This window comes from Roseibium sp. QJM3NY_11, from assembly GCF_056173175.1.
In genome coordinates this window covers 2,489,080-2,505,231 of record NZ_CM149660.1, presented here as the reverse complement: position 1 = coordinate 2,505,231, position 16,152 = coordinate 2,489,080, and the positions used below count along the sequence as shown (strand labels likewise).

Genomic DNA, 16,152 nt, shown 5'->3' with positions numbered 1-16,152 from the left:
TTCGTTGTTCTTGGTTCGGGCGCCGAGGTATCGGAAGCGCCCTTGAATTAAATGTGTGCGGCGGGAGCCTGACGGGCGCCGCGCGCACCGGCTGCGACGATCTTGCTACGGCTTTCGCCGTTTACCCCCATCCCTCACCCTTCCCCACAAGGGGGAAGGGAATTCCGCCGAATGCGTCGCGACGCGGTGCTCAATCACCCCTTTGAAAAGAACGCCGCATCCCGGCAGTTGAGGCCTGACCCCTCCCCCTTGTGGGGAGGGGTCAGGGGTGGGGGTCCACACAAGAAATCAGGGGTGGGGACCCCACAAGAGTTCAGCGGCAGGTGCCCCCCACAAAGCATACGGCGGACGTCCGGAACCTTATGCCGCCAGATCTTCCCGCACGGGCTGTCCCATGCCCAGCATGTGGCAGATGGCGAAGGTCAGATCGGCCCGGTTCATGGTGTAGAAGTGGAAATCGCTGATACCGCGGTCGACCAGATCCATGACCTGCTCGCAGGCAATCGCGACGCCGACCAGTTTGCGGGTTTCCGGGTCGTTGGCAAGGCCGGCGAACCGGCGGGCGAGCCATTGCGGGATCGAGGTGCCGCATTTGGCGGAGAACACCATGGTCTGCTCGAAATTGTGGATCGGCACGATGCCCGGAATGACCGGGATGTTGATCCCGGCAGCGGCGATCCGGTCCAGATAGGCATCGAACAGGTCATTGTCGAAGAAATACTGGGTGATGATCCGGTCCGCTCCGGCATCCACCTTGCGCTTCAGGTTGTCGATCTCGACCTGCCAGTTGCCGCTTTCCGGGTGTTTTTCCGGGTATCCCGAGACCGAAATATCGAAATCGGCGATCTTCTTGATGCCCGCGACCAGGTCGGAAGCGAAGGCATAGCCGGTCTCGTGCGGAACGTAACGCGAGCCGATGCCCTCCAGCGGATCACCGCGCAGGGCAACCAGATGGCGCACGCCCAGAGCCCAGTAGTCCCTGACGATGGCATCGATTTCGTCCTGCGATGCGCCGACACAGGTCAGATGCGCCGCCGGCGCCAGGTCCGTTTCCTTCAGGATCCGGTCCACGGTCTTGTGGGTCCGCTCCCGCGTCGACCCGCCCGCGCCATAAGTCACCGACACGAAGGCTGGTTCGAGCGGCGCCAGGCGCTGCACCGTGTTCCAGAGCGTCTCGGCCATCTTGTCCGACTTGGGCGGAAAGAACTCGAACGACGCGGAGATCGGCGACGCGGCGGCCTGCTGCGAGCGGCGGTTGGAAGTGTCAGTCATGTCAGGCGACCTCTCGGGACGTGTCTCGGGCAGGCCAGTCGGTGACGATGCGTCGATCCCGCGCGAGCCATAATGTTACGGTCAGATTGGTGTCGGTGTCGTCTCCCGGAACCAGGTCGGTCACCTGTTCCAGGTCCAGGTCATGGGTTTCCAGCCAGCGCTCCATCTGGTCGCGGCCAAAGCCGAGCCGGCGATGGGCATGTTTCTCGCGCAGGAATTCCAGTTCGTGGGGGGCAAAGTCGATGATCAGCAGGCGGCCGCCGGGACGCAATGCCCGCGCGGCTTCGGACAATGCCCGTGCCGGTTCATCCAGAAAATGCAGCACCTGGTGGATCGCCACCACATCGAACGAGCGCGGCGGCACATTCAACGCGTAGACGTTGCCGTGGCGCACCTGCGCATTCGTCAGACCGGCCTTGGCAAGGTTCGCCCGCGCCACCGCCAGCATGTCGTGGGACGCATCGATGCCGAGTGCGGACGTGTACTGATCGGAGAACAGCTCCAGCAGGCGCCCGGTGCCTGTCCCCAGGTCCAGGAAGGACTGGAACGGCGTGTCGCCCAGGGCGGCCCGCATGCTTGCCTCGACGGCGTCTTCGGACACATGCAGGGAGCGCTCCCTGTCCCAGGTGAGCGCGCGCGCGGCGAAATAGGCCGCAGCCTCCTCCGCCTTGGCCTTGCGGATCGCCTGAAAGCGTTCCTGATCGGCCGCCAGCACGGCGTCATCGCCGGAAATGCGGGCCACAAGGTCCCGTGCCAATTGCCCCTCGGGCCCGTCCGCCAGCCGGTAATAGACCCAGGCCCCTTCCGGATAGCGCCGGATCAGATCGGCCTCGGCCAGAAGTTTCAGGTGACGGGAGATACGCGGCTGGCTCTGCCCGAGGATCGCAGTCGCGTCCTTGACCGTCAGCTCGCTTTCCGCAAGCAAGGCAATCAGCCTGAGACGCGTCGTCTCACCGACAGCTCTCAAGGCCACAAGGGTATCTTCCACGGAAAGGGTCTGCTCTTCAGTCATGCACTCAGCCATCGATGTCGATATAAAGATATGTTTATATCAACAGAGACAGCAATGCAAGTCTCCGATCCCGCCGGTTTTACTGTCGGTGGCATGTGCCCCGAAAGCACGACACGCCGGACAAAGGGTGGACAACACTCCACCAGACGCGTGTCGCAAGGCGATGCGGTGTATCGGACAAGACGCGCAACGAAGTCCGGCGGGCGCACATGGGCCGCCAGTCGGGTCATAATCAACACCGTTCGATACTACAGGGGCTGATCCTCAGCCGCCAGCATGTGATCGAACAGCCCGTCGCGCACGCAGGCAGGAAGGCCGGTGCGGGGTACGAGCGCGGTGCCTTCCAGCTCGCGCGCATACAGCTGCTCGATGTCGCTTGTGTCGACGGTCTGGCCATGGACGACCGAGTCCAGCTTGGTACGGAAGGCGTCGAGGCCGCCCATGGAGGAAAAATGCCAGCCGGCGTCCCGGATGATCTTCACCGGCCGGCCGATGCCGGACAGGTTGTTGTTGCGGCTGCGCAGGAAGGGTTGTGCCAGAACATCCGGCACCCAGGACTTCTTGGTCATGCGGGCCTTGGTGCGGCGCAGTTGCTGCGGTGTTGTCAGGTATCTGTTCTCGATCATGCGGGACCCGAGCAGCCAGGTCTTGTCCGGGACAATCCTGTTCAGGTGATGCTTGTGCAGGCTTTGCTCGAACACCAGCAGCCTGCCCTCGTAAAGCCGGTCTTGCAGAACACGTTCCAGAACCTCGGCGCGCACGATCTCGTCAACATCCGACAACAGGATCAGATCATCGGGCGCGCAGGCCTCCAGCGCGCGGGAAATGCAGTTGCGCTGGTAATTCTCCCGCTCCCAGTCGGCCCTGCGCCGGTTCTTGTAGACACCCAGAGCGGGCGGCAAAACATCCGGAAAGGTGATCTGCAGGTCGATGATCCTGTCGGCCCAGAGCGCGAACCGCTCCCGGTTCTCGGCGAAATAATACGGCTTGGCCCCGCCGCGCTGGGTCCGGTCGGCCTCCACCAGAACGAACCTGTCGACATGATCGCCCATCTCCCGGAGGCGGATCTCCAGAAGGTCGAACTCGTTGTGAAAGACGAAACAGTCGTAAAGCTGCATGAATTTTCCTAAAGGCTCTTCCAGAGCCTGAATTTGGCCCTGAGAGCCTTTTCCTGAACCAGGCGCCTTGCCCTGAAAACCGGAGACAGCTTGAGCGGCTCGGCGGGTGCGGCGCCGGACAGGAACACCTCGTCGAACCGTCGCATCACCGGGCCGGGCAGAAAATCCGTTACCGAGGCGCGCGCCAGCTCCGCGTCCGAATGCGCGGGCGTATAGTCCGTCAGCAGGCGCAGCAGATCCCGCCGCGTGCGGTAGATCCAGTCCGGCTTCGGCGTCATGACGACATGGTTCCGGTCCATGCCTCCGGCCCAGCTGAACACCGGCTTTCCGGCCATCAGGAATTCGGCGATGGCGAGGCCGAAGCTCTCGCCGATCTTCTTGGCATTGAGGCCGGCATCGCACGTCGCGATGAAACGGGACTTTTCACGGGCATCGACAATCGGCGGCAGAAACAGTGCCCTTGGGTGGTCGATGAATTTTTCCGTGTTCACGAACAGGAAATGCAGATCGGACCGGCGTGCGAGCGCTTCCCCGGCGGCCTTCCGGGCAAAGGGAATGTTGAACTGGTCATGGCCGCCATAGCGGCCGACCACAAAAGCATCGCGTGGAATGCCGAGTGTCTCGCGCAGGGTGTCATCCGACCGCGGCAGATCGACGATATGCGGCACGAATGGCGCCAGCCCGCCGCTCATCCAGTCGGCCAGCCACTCCGACACATAGGCGTAGACATCACTATGGGGCTCGAAATGACGAAACACGGTGTGAACACCGGAGCGTTCGGCGCTGATGCCGAGTGGAGCAACACGTCCTTCCCTTATGTAATAGCAGAAATCGAGCTTGAACGGGTCGCTGACCCGGCGGCTGTCGTCGCCCGGTTGAACCGGGACCAGCGTTACCGACTGCCCGAATTTCTCGACCACGGAAGGCGTGCTTTTCGCCGGGCTGTAAAAGACGAATGCCTCATGGCCAAGCTCGTTCTGAACACCGAGCGCATAGTCGTGAAGCGCGACACTCATGCCGCGTTCGTTGAGTGTGCCTGCCTGAAATCCGATCCGCATTCCGGTCCCGTCAAGTTATCTGCCGGGACCGATATCGGATTTCACCGCCGAGGTCCATGCGGTCACGGCCGAATTCGAACCCGGCACCGCCAAGACCGGGACAGGCGCTACTTGATGACGAAGGGCAACTGAACCCTGGCAGAGCTTCCGCTGTATTCGTCATTGATGGTCAACACCAGCAGATAGTCGCCCGCCTCGGCCCCACTCACGTTGAGCGTCAGGTTGGCCATATATTCGGTGTTGGGCACATGGCTCTTGAACTCGAAACGGCCAAAGCCCTTCTGCCCGGCAAGCACCTTGCCGTCCGGCGACGTTAGATCGAAATCGACGGTCAGGAGCGAAGTGTGGAAGCCGTCCGCCTGTTTCCAATCGAAGCCGACCGGCTCGAGATAGATCCGGAGCGGCTCGCCCTCGGCAAAAACGTTGTCTGCCCGCACGGTGTAAATGCCGTAGCCGTCCGCCTGAGCCTCGACGAAGATCGCCGTCTCGACGGTGAGCGGCGCGGCGCGCCAGGCCTCGAACAGAGCCTCTCGCATCAGCAGGACGGCCCGGGTTCCCTCTCCGGCGCTCAGCGCCGCTTCGGCCTCGTTCGCCTTGTCCAGCAAGGGACCGGCCGCGCCCGGCAGGCAAAGGCCCAGCAACACGACAAGTCCCGCAAAACCACGTTTCAGCATCTTTCCCCCCATCCGTACGGCACCCTGAAATGCGGCACCGGCAATTCCCGGCACCAAGACAGCATGACCGTCCTGTTTCAGTCCAGCCGGCGGGCCGTCAGAGCTGATCGGCGGATGCCTCGCCCGACTGCGCTCCTTCTTCATCGTCCAGCATGCGGGCGGCTGCCGCACCTGCAGCGGCAGCCGCTGCCGCATTGGTGGTGGCCGGCGCCTGATCTTCCGGTCCGTCATTCGGGTTGGCGACGCGCACCGTCACCTGCCGGTGGGCAAACTTGATACCGTTCTTCTCGAACAGGTCCTGCAGCCCGGCATAAACGACCTTGCGCAACTCGAACTGCTTGCCCGGCTTGGTGGTGAATTTCACCCGGGCGATCATGGCGCTGTCCTCCATGGACATGATGCCCTGGGACTTGAGCGGGGCCAGGAACATCGGACCGAAATAGTCGTCGTCCAGAAGCTCCTTGCCGAACGTCTTGATGATCTTGCGCATCTTCTCGACATCCGTGTCGTAGGTGACCCGGAAGGCCAGCTTCATGACGGCCCAGTCGCGCGAGAAGTTCTCCACCTGCTGGATTTCGCCGAATGGAACCGTGGTCAGCGCACCGCGGTGGTGGCGCAGTTGCATGGAGCGAATCGATATCTTCTCGACCACGCCCTTGGCGCTGCCGATGTCGATATATTCCCCTTTCCGGAAGGCATCGTCGATCAGGTAGAAAGCCCCGGAGAAGATGTCCCGGATGAGGGTCTGTGCGCCGAAACCGATCGCCAGACCGACAACACCGGCACCGGCAAAGAGCGGCGCGATATTCACGCCGAGTTCCGCCAGCACCACCATCGCGGCGATGACGACAATGGTGATCAGCAGGAAATTCCGGAAGATCGGCAGCAAGGTCGCGATCCGGCTCTCTCCGGCCCCGCCGACTTCCGCTTCCTCATCGGCTTCAGCCGGCGTTTCCTTGGCGATCTGCCTGTCTATGACGATCTTGACCGATTCATAGGCCATGTAGCCCAGGAACACGACGAGCAGGACCTCGATGAAGGATCCGATCAGCGATCCGCTGCCCGCGAGCGGAACGCCCCACATGCTCGCCAGAGTATCCACTGCCCCGAACAGGACGACAATGGTGGCGCCGCGGTCGAACAGATCCCGGAACGGCGACCGCATGGCCTCGCGTTCCGTCGCCTCGGCCTGCGCCTGTGCCCGCGCGCTCTCTTCATCCAGAACGCCGCCTTCGCTTTCTTCCGCACGCTGGATGTCTTCGACGATCCGCTCCCGGGCCGCCGGCGTGTCCAGCCGGGGCAGCAGGACCCGGTCGATGATCAGGATCAGCAGCCCATAGACCACCGCAGCCAGCAACAACACCTCGAGCGGCGCGGCGACCAGTCCCGTCGCATCCGGCAGATCGAGCAGGATCCGCACCGCGGAAATGCCCCAGGCAAGAACAAAATAGAAGATGGCGATATAGTGCCACGCCCCCGCGAGCACCCTGCGCCATATCGGCGCTTCGCCAGTGCCCCTGATCAGACGGGCGACGGTCCGGCGGAAAGCGAACGCAATGACGCTCAAGACCACCGTCGACAGGGCGGCCGCGCCGATCAGCGCGACCTTGTGGGCGTCCCGGTTCAAGCCCAGGCGATCCATCCACAGACAAAAGGCGACCGCGAACAGGGAGATCGCGGATCCGAGCAGAAGGCTTCTGTAGAGCCCTTTCGCCTCGCCGTCGGTCAAGGCCGGCAACCGGTGGCTTGCCGCGTCCGGCGCGAACAGATTGAGCCAGATGACCCGCAACGCCAGGAACACGGAGACGACACCGAACACCACCATCGCCGTCTCGTTGGCCGCTTCCAGGCCCGTGCCGATCAGAAGGTAGACAGCCACCGAGACGCCGAAAAATAGAACCACGCCGACGATCATGAGCAGCGCGCGCAGATACAGGTAGATGATCTTGTCAGCGCGCGAGTAGACGTTGGTGCGGAACAGGGAGGCGAACATGTGCCGGCCCCAGCGTCCCAGCAGGACGGAGGCTGCAATCCCGATCGCCGCCGCAATCCCGATATCGATCAGGGCGGCCCCGATCCAACTCAATCCCCGGTCCTCGCCTTCGGCCCTGAGAGTGGTCAGAATGGTGGCGTGGATCGTCGGAATTTGCCTCACGATGGATTTCAGGACGTTCCGCGCCTCGACGGCATCGTCGGCGAAATCGTCAACCGACCGGAGAAGCCCCCCTTCGCCGTCTCCGCTCTCGCCAGCCCCCTTGCCGCCGCCATCGGTCTGCCCGGCTGCGCCATCGGCCTTCCCGGCTGCGTCCCCGGTTGTTCCGGCCGCGGGCTCTGTCTTGTCCCCGTCGGCTTCGGCCAGACCGGACAGGATTGCGGAGACGCCCTGCGCCATGACGGGTGCCTGCGCTGAAGACAGCAGCAGCGTGCCGGCAATCACGCAGGCAACAAGGCCAATGCTTCCGAGCAGGCGGGTCAGGTCCGAACGGGACGGATGAAGCAGGCAGTTGCTACGGCGCATGAGGACTCCACGTCTGCTCGTACAAGATTTCCGCGTCATTCTTGCCACGGTTCCGTTCCGATTGAAAGGAACCCGCACCGCCCATACCGGACAAAAAAACCCGGCTCATCGAGCCGGGCTTCAGGTGACAGGATGCGCCATCCTGGGATTTCAGTGCAACACTTCGTGGTTCCAATGCGCCATCTTGCGCTTGGCGTCCGCAATACTCATGCGTTCGAACATGCCCATGGCCTCGCCGCGGACTTCAGGCGTCAGACGATGGCGCCAGGGACCGATGGACAGGAGCGAGCCCGCGGTGATCGACGACAGGCCGGACGCCTTCGCAAGGATCACGAACGGCTCCGGGTCCGGACGCACCATCCAGTGGCTGACCTCCTCCACGCCGCAGCGTGCGAGCCAGGCAAAGGTCGCGACCGCCTCGGCGAACCGGTCTTCCGACGCGAACCGGCGAAGCGCGGCCTCGTTGACCATGCCGCGCTTGGCAAGCAGAAGAACCCGGCTGCGCGCGGTTTCGAAATCGTAGCGACCCAGCCAGTACTGGTTCGACATGCGTTGCGCGGCGACCTCTGCGGCCTCCTCCACGCGCTCGGCTTCGTGTCCACGGCCGGACGCATGCAGCTTCCGGCGGACTTCCTCGCTGGCCACCGAGACCAGGCTGGCAATATGCGCCTCGGCCAGATCGGCGCGTTCGCTCAGGGAGAGCTGCAGCGTGGCGTCCGAGGCCGCGTCGCTGATCAACGCCATGATCGAGGCATTCGACAGGCTGGCGCCGTCATTTCCGGCGACCTTGCGCTTCACCTTGAGGTCGCCCCGCCGCACCAGAACGTCGGTGAGCTCCTCGGAAAGCACTTCCCTCTGGGCAATCGCGAATCGGTGCGCATCGCCCCGCTTTTCCGCGATCTTGATGAGATCGGCGTCCCGCAGGACGGTCGACCGCAGCAGGATCGGTTCGGCAACGTCGATGTCGTCGTCTGCAAGGCGGCGGATCGTTTCCTCCGGCCCCCGGCGTAGGCTGGACATCTGATCTGCCACGTAACTTCTGACTTCGCCCTCGACCATGTCGACAAGACGCAGCAAAACGGAATCGTAGATATCGACCTGTTCATCCGAACAACGGTCGGAGGTCAGGGCGAACAGTGTCGCGACATGGCGGGCAAGTTCGGCCCTCCGGGCGCTGCCAGCTTCGCCGGTCAGCTCCGAGAAGTTCACCAGTTCTGTTTTCAACGCTTCAGTCATTCTTCGATACCAATTGTCAAAATTAAGCCGATCCGGCGGTGTTATCGAAAATGAACAGGAGACTTAAAGAAGGTCGAAACACGCTTTTCGAGAATGTAATTGTGTTTGTCTAAAACTTTCGACGAATTCTCGCCTCTTCAAGATTGATCGCATCAAATAACTGAATTTTATATCCCTTTTCCAAATCACCCCTAAAACCGGAGCACCGTGCCGGGGGTGAATTAGATTGATAATTTTTGCATATGAGCGTTTTTACTCCCCGCTTTCAGGGCCTGCACGGCCGAAATTTAAGATTTTGCCGATGACACGAGGCCCGCCACATCCCGATCCAACACCCCCGGCATGAAAATGCAGCGCATTTAAAAATATTTTCCTTTTTATATTGCAGATCTCCTGCGCCGCCGCACATAAAGAAAGAAATATATTTCTTTATAGGAGACCCTCATGGACCGCCGGACGTCATCGAAGCCGTCTCATTCCGTATCCGTTCCGCCCGTGTCCGTTCCCCCCGTGTCCGTTTCGCCCGTGTCCATTCCGAAAAGCATCATTCGGCGTCTGACCGGCGCTTTCCGCCAACTCGTGGGAAGGAACATCGGCAAGCGGCAGGTCCGGCAACGGCTTCCCCGGGCTCTCCTTGCCGATGTGCTCGGCGACACCGGCCTGCTGCACGCCACCCTGGACGATAGAGGCCGCCGCCCGCCACGGTTCGAAGGTCCGTGGCTGGCGACCGACCCGACACTGCCGGGTGGAGTGCCGGGAGGACCGCCCAAACGCCCGCCTTCCGACTGAGATCTACTCCGCTGCGGCCAGAAACTCCTTGGAGCTGCTCTTGTCGTCGCTGCCGTCATTGCTGCGATGCAGCCTGCTCAGCAATTGGCTGCGCTTTTCCGAAGCCTTTGCCAGAGTGCCCTCCTTTACCGGGCCGAAGCCCCGCACAAGATCGGGAACCCGGGCCAGTTCGACCAGCAGGCCGTAATCGCTGTCCGGCAGCCGGTTCAGGATTTCGGCGACATCACCCTGGTACTGTGTGGCAAGAGCCCGTTCGGCCCTGCGTTCCGCGGTGCGCCCGAACGGATCATACCAATTGCCGCGGGCGCCCTTGAACCGGGCAAGAAGACGGAACGCGCTGAAGATCCAGGGCCCAAAGGCGATTTTCTCCGGCCGACCGGTCTTTTGATCCTTGCGATGGGCAAGCATCGGCGGCGCCAGGTGCACCTTGACCTTGCCCGGATTTTCAAACCGCTGCAGCAGCTTGTCCCGGAATGCCGGATCCGAATAGAGCCGTGCGACTTCATACTCGTCCTTGTAGGCCATCACCTTGAAAAGCATGTCGGCCACCGTCCGGGTCAGGCGCAGAGTCGCCGGGCCATGCGTCTCGTCGGCGGCTTTCACCCTGGCGACCAGATCGGCGTAGCGCTCCGCATAGGCCGCGTCCTGATAAGCGGTCAGTTCGCGCGTGTTGAACGCGACCTTCTCGTCAAGCGTGAAACTCCGGGGACTGGCCTGCGCGGGCAGCGCAGCCATCAGCTTGTCCGGTGCGGCCGCCAGTACCCGGCCGGCACGGAACGCCTTGATGTTGTTGCCGACGGCGGCGCCGTTGAGTTCCAGCGCTGTCTCGATGGCATAGTCGGAGACCGGCAGAGCGCCGCTCTGATAGGCCATTCCGACCAGCAGCATGTTGGCGAAGATGGCATCGCCGAGGAGTTTCTCGGCCACATCGGCGGCGTTCAGCGGAAGATAACTGCCGGATGCCTCGCGCAGGGACTGGTCCATTCGCTTCTCGTCGAAGGACAGGGTCTGCTTGATCACAAACTCGGCTGTGGGAGCCACCTTGGTGTTGGCAACGGTCAGCGTGTGGCCGCGATGGGCCAGCGCGAGCTGGTCGGCATTGGCGGCCACCACCATGTCGCTGGCGATCAGGAGGTCGAGGCTCGCCGCGGGAACACGCGGACCTTCGATCGACTTGTCCAGCGCGGCGAACCGCACGTGGGACGTCACCGGACCGCCCTTCTGCGCTAGGCCGGTCATGTCGAGCGTCGATGCCTGCTTTCCGTCGACGTGCGCGGCCATCGCCAGGACGGCGCTGATCGTGGTCACGCCCATGCCGCCGATCCCCGCAACCAGTGCGTTCCAGGTCCGGTCAAGCGGTGCCTGTTCCGGCAGCGGCAGACCGGCCACAAGCGCGTCGATATCGACCTCCGCCTTTTTCGGCTTCCTGAGCGCGGCGCCCTCAACCTCGACAAACGAGGGACAGAAACCCTTGATGCAGGAAAAATCCTTGTTGCAGCTGGACTGGTTGATGACCCGCTTTTCGCCGAACGGCGTCGCCAGCGGTTCGACCGACAGGCAATTGGACTGCACGGAACAGTCGCCGCAGCCTTCGCAGACCCGGTCGTTGATGAAGAGCCGCTTGTCGGGATCGGGAAACTGGCCCCGCTTGCGCCGGCGGCGCTTTTCGGCGGCGCAGGTCTGATCGTAGACGATCACGGACACGCCGGGAAACTCCTGCAGCTCCCTTTGAACGTCCATCAGTTCATCGCGGTGATACACTTTGGTGCCCGGTGCGATCGGCGACCAGGAACCGTACAGGTCCGGAGTTTCGGAGACGATCGCGATGCGCTCGACCCCTTCGCCCTCGAGCTGACGCGTGATCTGCGGCACGCTCAGCTGGCCGTCCACTTTCTGTCCGCCGGTCATGGCGACCGCGTCATTATAAAGGATCTTGTAGGTGATTGGCACGTTGGCGGCGAGCGCCTGCCGGATCGCCAGGATACCGGAATGGAAATAGGTGCCGTCGCCGACATTGGCGAAAACATGGGTGTCGCCGGAAAACGGCTGCTGACCGACCCAAAGGATGCCCTCGCCGCCCATGGCGATCTGCCCTTCGGTCGTGCGCCCCGCCATTTCGGTCATCGCGTGGCAGCCGATGCCCGGCAGCGACCTTGCGCCTTCCGGCGTGCTCGTGGAGGTGGAATGCGGGCAGCCGGAGCAGAAATAGGGTATCCGCGCCGCCCGTTCCGCATGGCCCTGGGCCCACATGGCCTGTTTGTTCATCCGGTTGGCAACGGAGCGCATCTCCTCGGTGACAACCTCTTCCGGCAGCCACTTCATGAGACCTTCCATCAGTTCGGCAACCGACAGTTCGAGCACGTCAGAAAGGAAGGGCGATCCGTCCGGGCGGCGCTTGCCCCAGATCTCGGGCCGGCTCATTTCGGGCCAGTGATAGGAAATCTCCTTGATCTGGGTTTCCATGAACGCGCGCTTGTGCTCGACAACGAGCAGGCTCTCGACACCGCGGGCAAACTCGCGCAGGCCGAGCGGCTCGAGCGGCCAGGTCATGGCGACCTTGTAGACGGACAAGCCCAGCGCCCGGGCCATGTCTTCGGTGACGCCCATGAGGTCGAGCGCCTGCAGCAGGTCGCGATAGGCCTTGCCCGAAGCAACGATGCCGAACTTGGCCTGCCCGCGCGCACCGAACGCCACCCGGTCAAGCCCGTTGGTGCGAACGTAATTCTGGGCAGCGGGGACCCGCAGGTCGCGCACCAGGCGTTCCGTCTCCAGCCGGTTGCCGAGCAGAAGATCGCGGTTCTGGCGATAGTCCTTGCGCGGATCGCCTTCGAGCGGGAGCACAAGGCGCAGCCGGTCCGGGGCAATATTGATGGTTGCGGATGCATCCATGGTGTCGGCGACACAGATCAGCGCCGTCCACAAGCTGGTGAAGCGGGACATTTCCAGCCCGTGCAGACCGTAGTCGAGCACTTCCTGGATATCTGCCGGATTGAGCACCGGCATTTCCGCGTGCTGAAAGAAGAACTCGCTCTGCGCCGGCAGGATCGAGGATTTCGCCAGATGGTCGTCGCCGGCCAGGGCCAGGACGCCGCCGTTGCGGTCCGTGCCCGAGGCGTTCGCCTGGCGCAGGGCGTCGCCGGCGCGGTCGACCCCCGGGGACTTGCCGTACCAGATGCCGAAGACGCCGTCATAGGCGGTCGGCCGGCCGACACCGCCCTCCCCGCGCAGCTTCTGGCTGCCCCAGACCGCGGTGGCGCCGAGCTCCTCGTTGACGCCCGGCTTGAAGACAACGTCATGGCTCTTGAGATGACCGCGGGCCCGCATCAGTTCCGTGTCGTAGCCCGCCAGCGGAGATCCCCGGTAGCCGGAAATGAAACCGCCGGTCTTCAGGCCCGCCTGCCGGTCCAGCCGCGTGCGGTCGAGAGCAAGCCGGACCAGTGCCTGTATGCCCGTCAGATAGACCCGTCCCTCCATGGCGACATATTTGTCTTCCAGGGTCACGGTTGGCATATGCACGTTCATCCGAATTCCTCCTCAACCGATGCGTTGGGGGCCGCCGCGCACGGCCCTCCCTCTCAAAGCAATATCATCCTTTTCCCGGGCAATTTCTGTGCTATCGTCACGAACATTCACCCAATGGCAGCATAAAAATTCCCAAAATGACCAATGACTGATAAATATCTTCTCGACCCGTCCGACGTGCGCGTTCTGCGCGTCCTGCAACGGGATGCCTCGCTCTCCATCGCCGAAGTCGCCAAGGAAGCCGGAATGAGCCAGACGCCCTGCTGGCGCAGGATCAAGCGCTTGAAAGAACAGGGCATCATCCGGCAAATCACCGCCATTATCGACCGCGAATCCGTCGGGCTCGGGTTCGTGGCCTATTCCTTCGTCAAGCTTGCCGTTCCAAGCCGTGACAACATGGAAACTTTCGACAAGCTTGTCCACCACTGGCCGGAAGTCGTCACCTGCGAGCGTATCACCGGCGCCGTCGACTACCTGATCAAGGTGGTCACCGATGATATCAAGGCCTACGACAATTTTCTGCGTCTGAAACTGCTGGACAACACGCTCGTGTCCGACGTGCAGTCCCGCATCGTCGTCAACACGGTGAAAGATACGGTGGCCTTGCCTCTGCGCGAAAGCTGAGCAGGACCGCCCCCGCCCCGACCTCGACCCCGTTCCATCGCCGCATCGCTCGTTTCAGGTGTTCAACCGGCACCGCCTTGGGCTGTTTCTGATCCGGCCCGAACCTGTTAACACTCAGCTCTGAAGTCAGGCTGGTTGGGGGAAAGACAGCAAATGCGGGCAGATGAAGTTGTGAGACAGGGCCTCGTGGTCTCCATGATGGTCCTGTTGACCGGTCTTGTCGCGGCTTGCCAGAGTTCCTCCGGAACGCAAGTGGCGCAGCAACCAAGCTATCTTTCCCAGATTCACCTTGCCCAGGTCGATGTGGATTTCTCCAACGCCGAACGGCCCCTGCTTGTCGGCGAACTCGATGCGGAAATCAGCGGCTCCGTGTCGAGTGGATCGGCGGTCGAGACCCTGGGCACGCGCGTTGGCGTCGTCAATGGTCGGGCCAAACAAGCGGCCCTGGAAAAGGCGATCGCCGCCAATGTCAGGCCCTATGTGGAAGAAGCGCTGACACCCCTGTTTACGGGCACCCGGCCCGTCCGGGCCGTCGTTACGGTCAAGTCCGTTTTCATCAGAAGCCGCATGAGCCTTTATCAGCTCACGGGCACAAAGCTGACCGTCAATGGCAAGAAGAGACCTGACAACGCCCAGTTCATTGCCGGTCTCAAGCTTTATGACCAGAGCACCGGACTTCCCTTCCAGGAGGTCGAGCCGATCACCCGGATCGACGACGGCTCGATCACGCTGGCAGGCGGCGGGCCCAAGGCGCCCCGCTACGGCAAGTCCGCCCGGCTTGACCAGTTGATCTTCGACTATGCGCGCGCCGCAGCCAACGCCTTGCAGCGGAACGCATCCGGCAGCAACTTCAGCATCGCCGCCGAGGAAGGCGACAAGAAGACGCTCTGGGAAAGTCGCGGGAGTTTCTAGGATCCAGGGACAATCAGGATTTGGTCGAGACGCACCGCGACCCGAACCGGATTGTCCAAACACCCTAGAGAGCGAATCGGGCCGGCGACAGGCTCGCGGGATCCAGCAGCGGCTTTGTGCCGGCGATCATCGATGCCAGCAGCCGGCCCGTGACCGGACCGAGCGTGAACCCGTCATGGGCGTGGCCGAAATTCAACCACAGTCCGGGTGTTGCCGGTGACGGACCGACCACCGGCAACGAGTCGGGCAGACAGGGCCGGCATCCCAGCCACACGTCGTCTTGCAGCGGCTGGCCCAGCGGAAACAGCTCCTCCGCACGCCGCAGGGCGCGCCGGATCACGGCCGGGTTGACTGGCGCATCGCGCGGCGCCAGCTCGACACCCGTCGTCAGCCGGATCCCGTTGTCCGTCGGCGTCAGGGCAAATCCGTTCTCAACGTCGACCACAGGCCGCGACAGCGAGGCACCGGACACCGGCCGGTAATGCATGTGGTAGCCGCGCTTGACCGCATGCGGATAGGTTTCGCCGAGCTTTTTCAGGAGATCCCCCGACCAGGCCCCCAGTGCGACCACCACATGCCGGGCAAAGACGTTACCGCGTTCGCACGGAAGCTGCCAGGCGCCCCTTTGGCGGGTGAGCCGCTGCGCATCCCCGCGCAGGGAACATCCGCCTTCGCGGATGAACCCGCGCCAGAAGGCATCGACAACCGCCCCCGGATTCGAGACGGAGCGGCTCTCCGGCCAATGCACGCCTTTCAGGCCTGCGGCCAGGAGCCCCGGCTCGAGACCCGCCAGATCGCCATCCGAAAGTTCCTTGTAGGCAACACCGAAGACCCGCGCATATTGCCGCTCGGCCTCCCCGGCCCTGAAGGCGGCTTCGGACCGGTAGAGATGGAGCCAGCCGCCCTGGCGGTAGAAACGGTCCGCATTTGTCGTGCGGGCCAGTTCAAGATGCTCCGCGACGGCAAAGGCCCTGAGCGGAGCGATGACCCTGGAATAGGCTTCCGCGCCCCGGGCGGTGCTGGCCAGATGGTACTGCCGCAGCCAGGGCAGCATTCGGATCACCGTGGCCGGATCAAGCGTGACCGCACTCGAGCGGCCCAGCGCAATGCCGAGCAGCTGCAGCGGGCGGACAGGCACCGCGTGCGGCACGAAACCGTTGCGCTGGACGATGCCCGCATTGCCGTAGGACGCTTCCTCACCCGGGTGTCTCCGGTCGACCAGTGCAACATCCAGCCCCAGCCTGCGCAGATGCAGGGCAGTCGACACGCCGACGATCCCGGCACCGAGCACCATCACGTCGAACGACTGGGTCTGCGTCTTCTTTTTTGTTGTCATATCTGTTCCGGCCGGCCTGATATCCGGGGCTGGCATCCCCCCGTCCGATCCGATAAGAATCCCTGAAGTGCCTGCCGTAGC

At 62.9% G+C, this 16,152-nt stretch carries 12 protein-coding genes; 3 read left to right on the top strand and 9 right to left on the bottom strand.

What is annotated here, in order from left to right; translation table 11 throughout:
- Nucleotides 1–360: 360 nt before the first annotated feature.
- The 7 genes from metF to AC0VX3_RS11465 form a co-directional block, all read right to left on the bottom strand.
- A complete protein-coding gene (metF, locus tag AC0VX3_RS11495) occupies nucleotides 361–1,272 on the bottom strand; it encodes a methylenetetrahydrofolate reductase [NAD(P)H] (RefSeq protein WP_475524812.1) in 912 nt (303 codons plus the stop codon).
- A 1-nt stretch (nucleotide 1,273) separates the two neighbouring features.
- Nucleotides 1,274–2,284 carry an ArsR/SmtB family transcription factor gene (locus AC0VX3_RS11490; RefSeq protein ID WP_475524811.1) on the bottom strand — a complete coding sequence of 337 codons (1,011 nt, stop codon included), beginning with the start codon at nucleotides 2,282–2,284 and terminating at the stop codon, nucleotides 1,274–1,276.
- Nucleotides 2,285–2,532: 248 nt separating this feature from the next.
- Nucleotides 2,533–3,402 carry a hypothetical protein gene (locus AC0VX3_RS11485; RefSeq protein WP_475524810.1) on the bottom strand — a complete coding sequence of 290 codons (870 nt, stop codon included), beginning with the start codon at nucleotides 3,400–3,402 and terminating at the stop codon, nucleotides 2,533–2,535.
- Between the two features lie 8 nt (nucleotides 3,403–3,410).
- Entirely contained in the window at nucleotides 3,411–4,460 is a 1,050-nt protein-coding gene (locus AC0VX3_RS11480) for a glycosyltransferase family protein (RefSeq protein ID WP_475524809.1), read from the bottom strand.
- Between the two features lie 107 nt (nucleotides 4,461–4,567).
- On the bottom strand, nucleotides 4,568–5,134 hold the full coding sequence (locus AC0VX3_RS11475) for a hypothetical protein (RefSeq protein ID WP_475524808.1): 567 nt from the start codon (nucleotides 5,132–5,134) through the stop codon (nucleotides 4,568–4,570).
- A gap of 97 nt (nucleotides 5,135–5,231) precedes the next feature.
- Nucleotides 5,232–7,652 carry a mechanosensitive ion channel family protein gene (locus tag AC0VX3_RS11470; protein ID WP_475524807.1) on the bottom strand — a complete coding sequence of 807 codons (2,421 nt, stop codon included), beginning with the start codon at nucleotides 7,650–7,652 and terminating at the stop codon, nucleotides 5,232–5,234.
- Between the two features lie 150 nt (nucleotides 7,653–7,802).
- Nucleotides 7,803–8,888 carry a DUF2336 domain-containing protein gene (locus AC0VX3_RS11465; RefSeq protein WP_342892221.1) on the bottom strand — a complete coding sequence of 362 codons (1,086 nt, stop codon included), beginning with the start codon at nucleotides 8,886–8,888 and terminating at the stop codon, nucleotides 7,803–7,805.
- Nucleotides 8,889–9,332: 444 nt separating this feature from the next.
- On the opposite strand from AC0VX3_RS11465, the gene AC0VX3_RS11460 reads away from it, so the two are divergent.
- The gene (locus AC0VX3_RS11460; protein WP_475524806.1) at nucleotides 9,333–9,677 is read left to right on the top strand and encodes a hypothetical protein; all 345 of its coding nucleotides are present in this window, start codon (nucleotides 9,333–9,335) and stop codon (nucleotides 9,675–9,677) included.
- Nucleotides 9,678–9,680: 3 nt separating this feature from the next.
- Here AC0VX3_RS11460 and AC0VX3_RS11455 read toward each other — a convergent pair whose 3' ends face one another.
- Nucleotides 9,681–13,199 (bottom strand): indolepyruvate ferredoxin oxidoreductase family protein, encoded by a 3,519-nt coding sequence (locus AC0VX3_RS11455; RefSeq protein WP_475524805.1) that lies wholly within the window; start codon nucleotides 13,197–13,199, stop codon nucleotides 9,681–9,683.
- 144 nt (nucleotides 13,200–13,343) lie between these two features.
- On the opposite strand from AC0VX3_RS11455, the gene AC0VX3_RS11450 reads away from it, so the two are divergent.
- Both AC0VX3_RS11450 and AC0VX3_RS11445 read left to right on the top strand, forming a co-directional pair.
- Complete coding sequence (locus AC0VX3_RS11450) at nucleotides 13,344–13,823, top strand: Lrp/AsnC family transcriptional regulator (RefSeq protein WP_342892218.1); 480 nt, start codon at nucleotides 13,344–13,346, stop codon at nucleotides 13,821–13,823.
- 153 nt (nucleotides 13,824–13,976) lie between these two features.
- The gene (locus tag AC0VX3_RS11445) at nucleotides 13,977–14,735 is read left to right on the top strand and encodes a hypothetical protein (RefSeq protein ID WP_475524804.1); all 759 of its coding nucleotides are present in this window, start codon (nucleotides 13,977–13,979) and stop codon (nucleotides 14,733–14,735) included.
- A 64-nt stretch (nucleotides 14,736–14,799) separates the two neighbouring features.
- On the opposite strand, the gene AC0VX3_RS11440 is transcribed toward AC0VX3_RS11445, so the two are convergent.
- Nucleotides 14,800–16,071: an NAD(P)/FAD-dependent oxidoreductase gene (locus tag AC0VX3_RS11440; RefSeq protein WP_475524803.1), complete on the bottom strand. Its 1,272-nt coding sequence runs from the start codon at nucleotides 16,069–16,071 to the stop codon at nucleotides 14,800–14,802.
- Nucleotides 16,072–16,152: the final 81 nt, after the last annotated feature.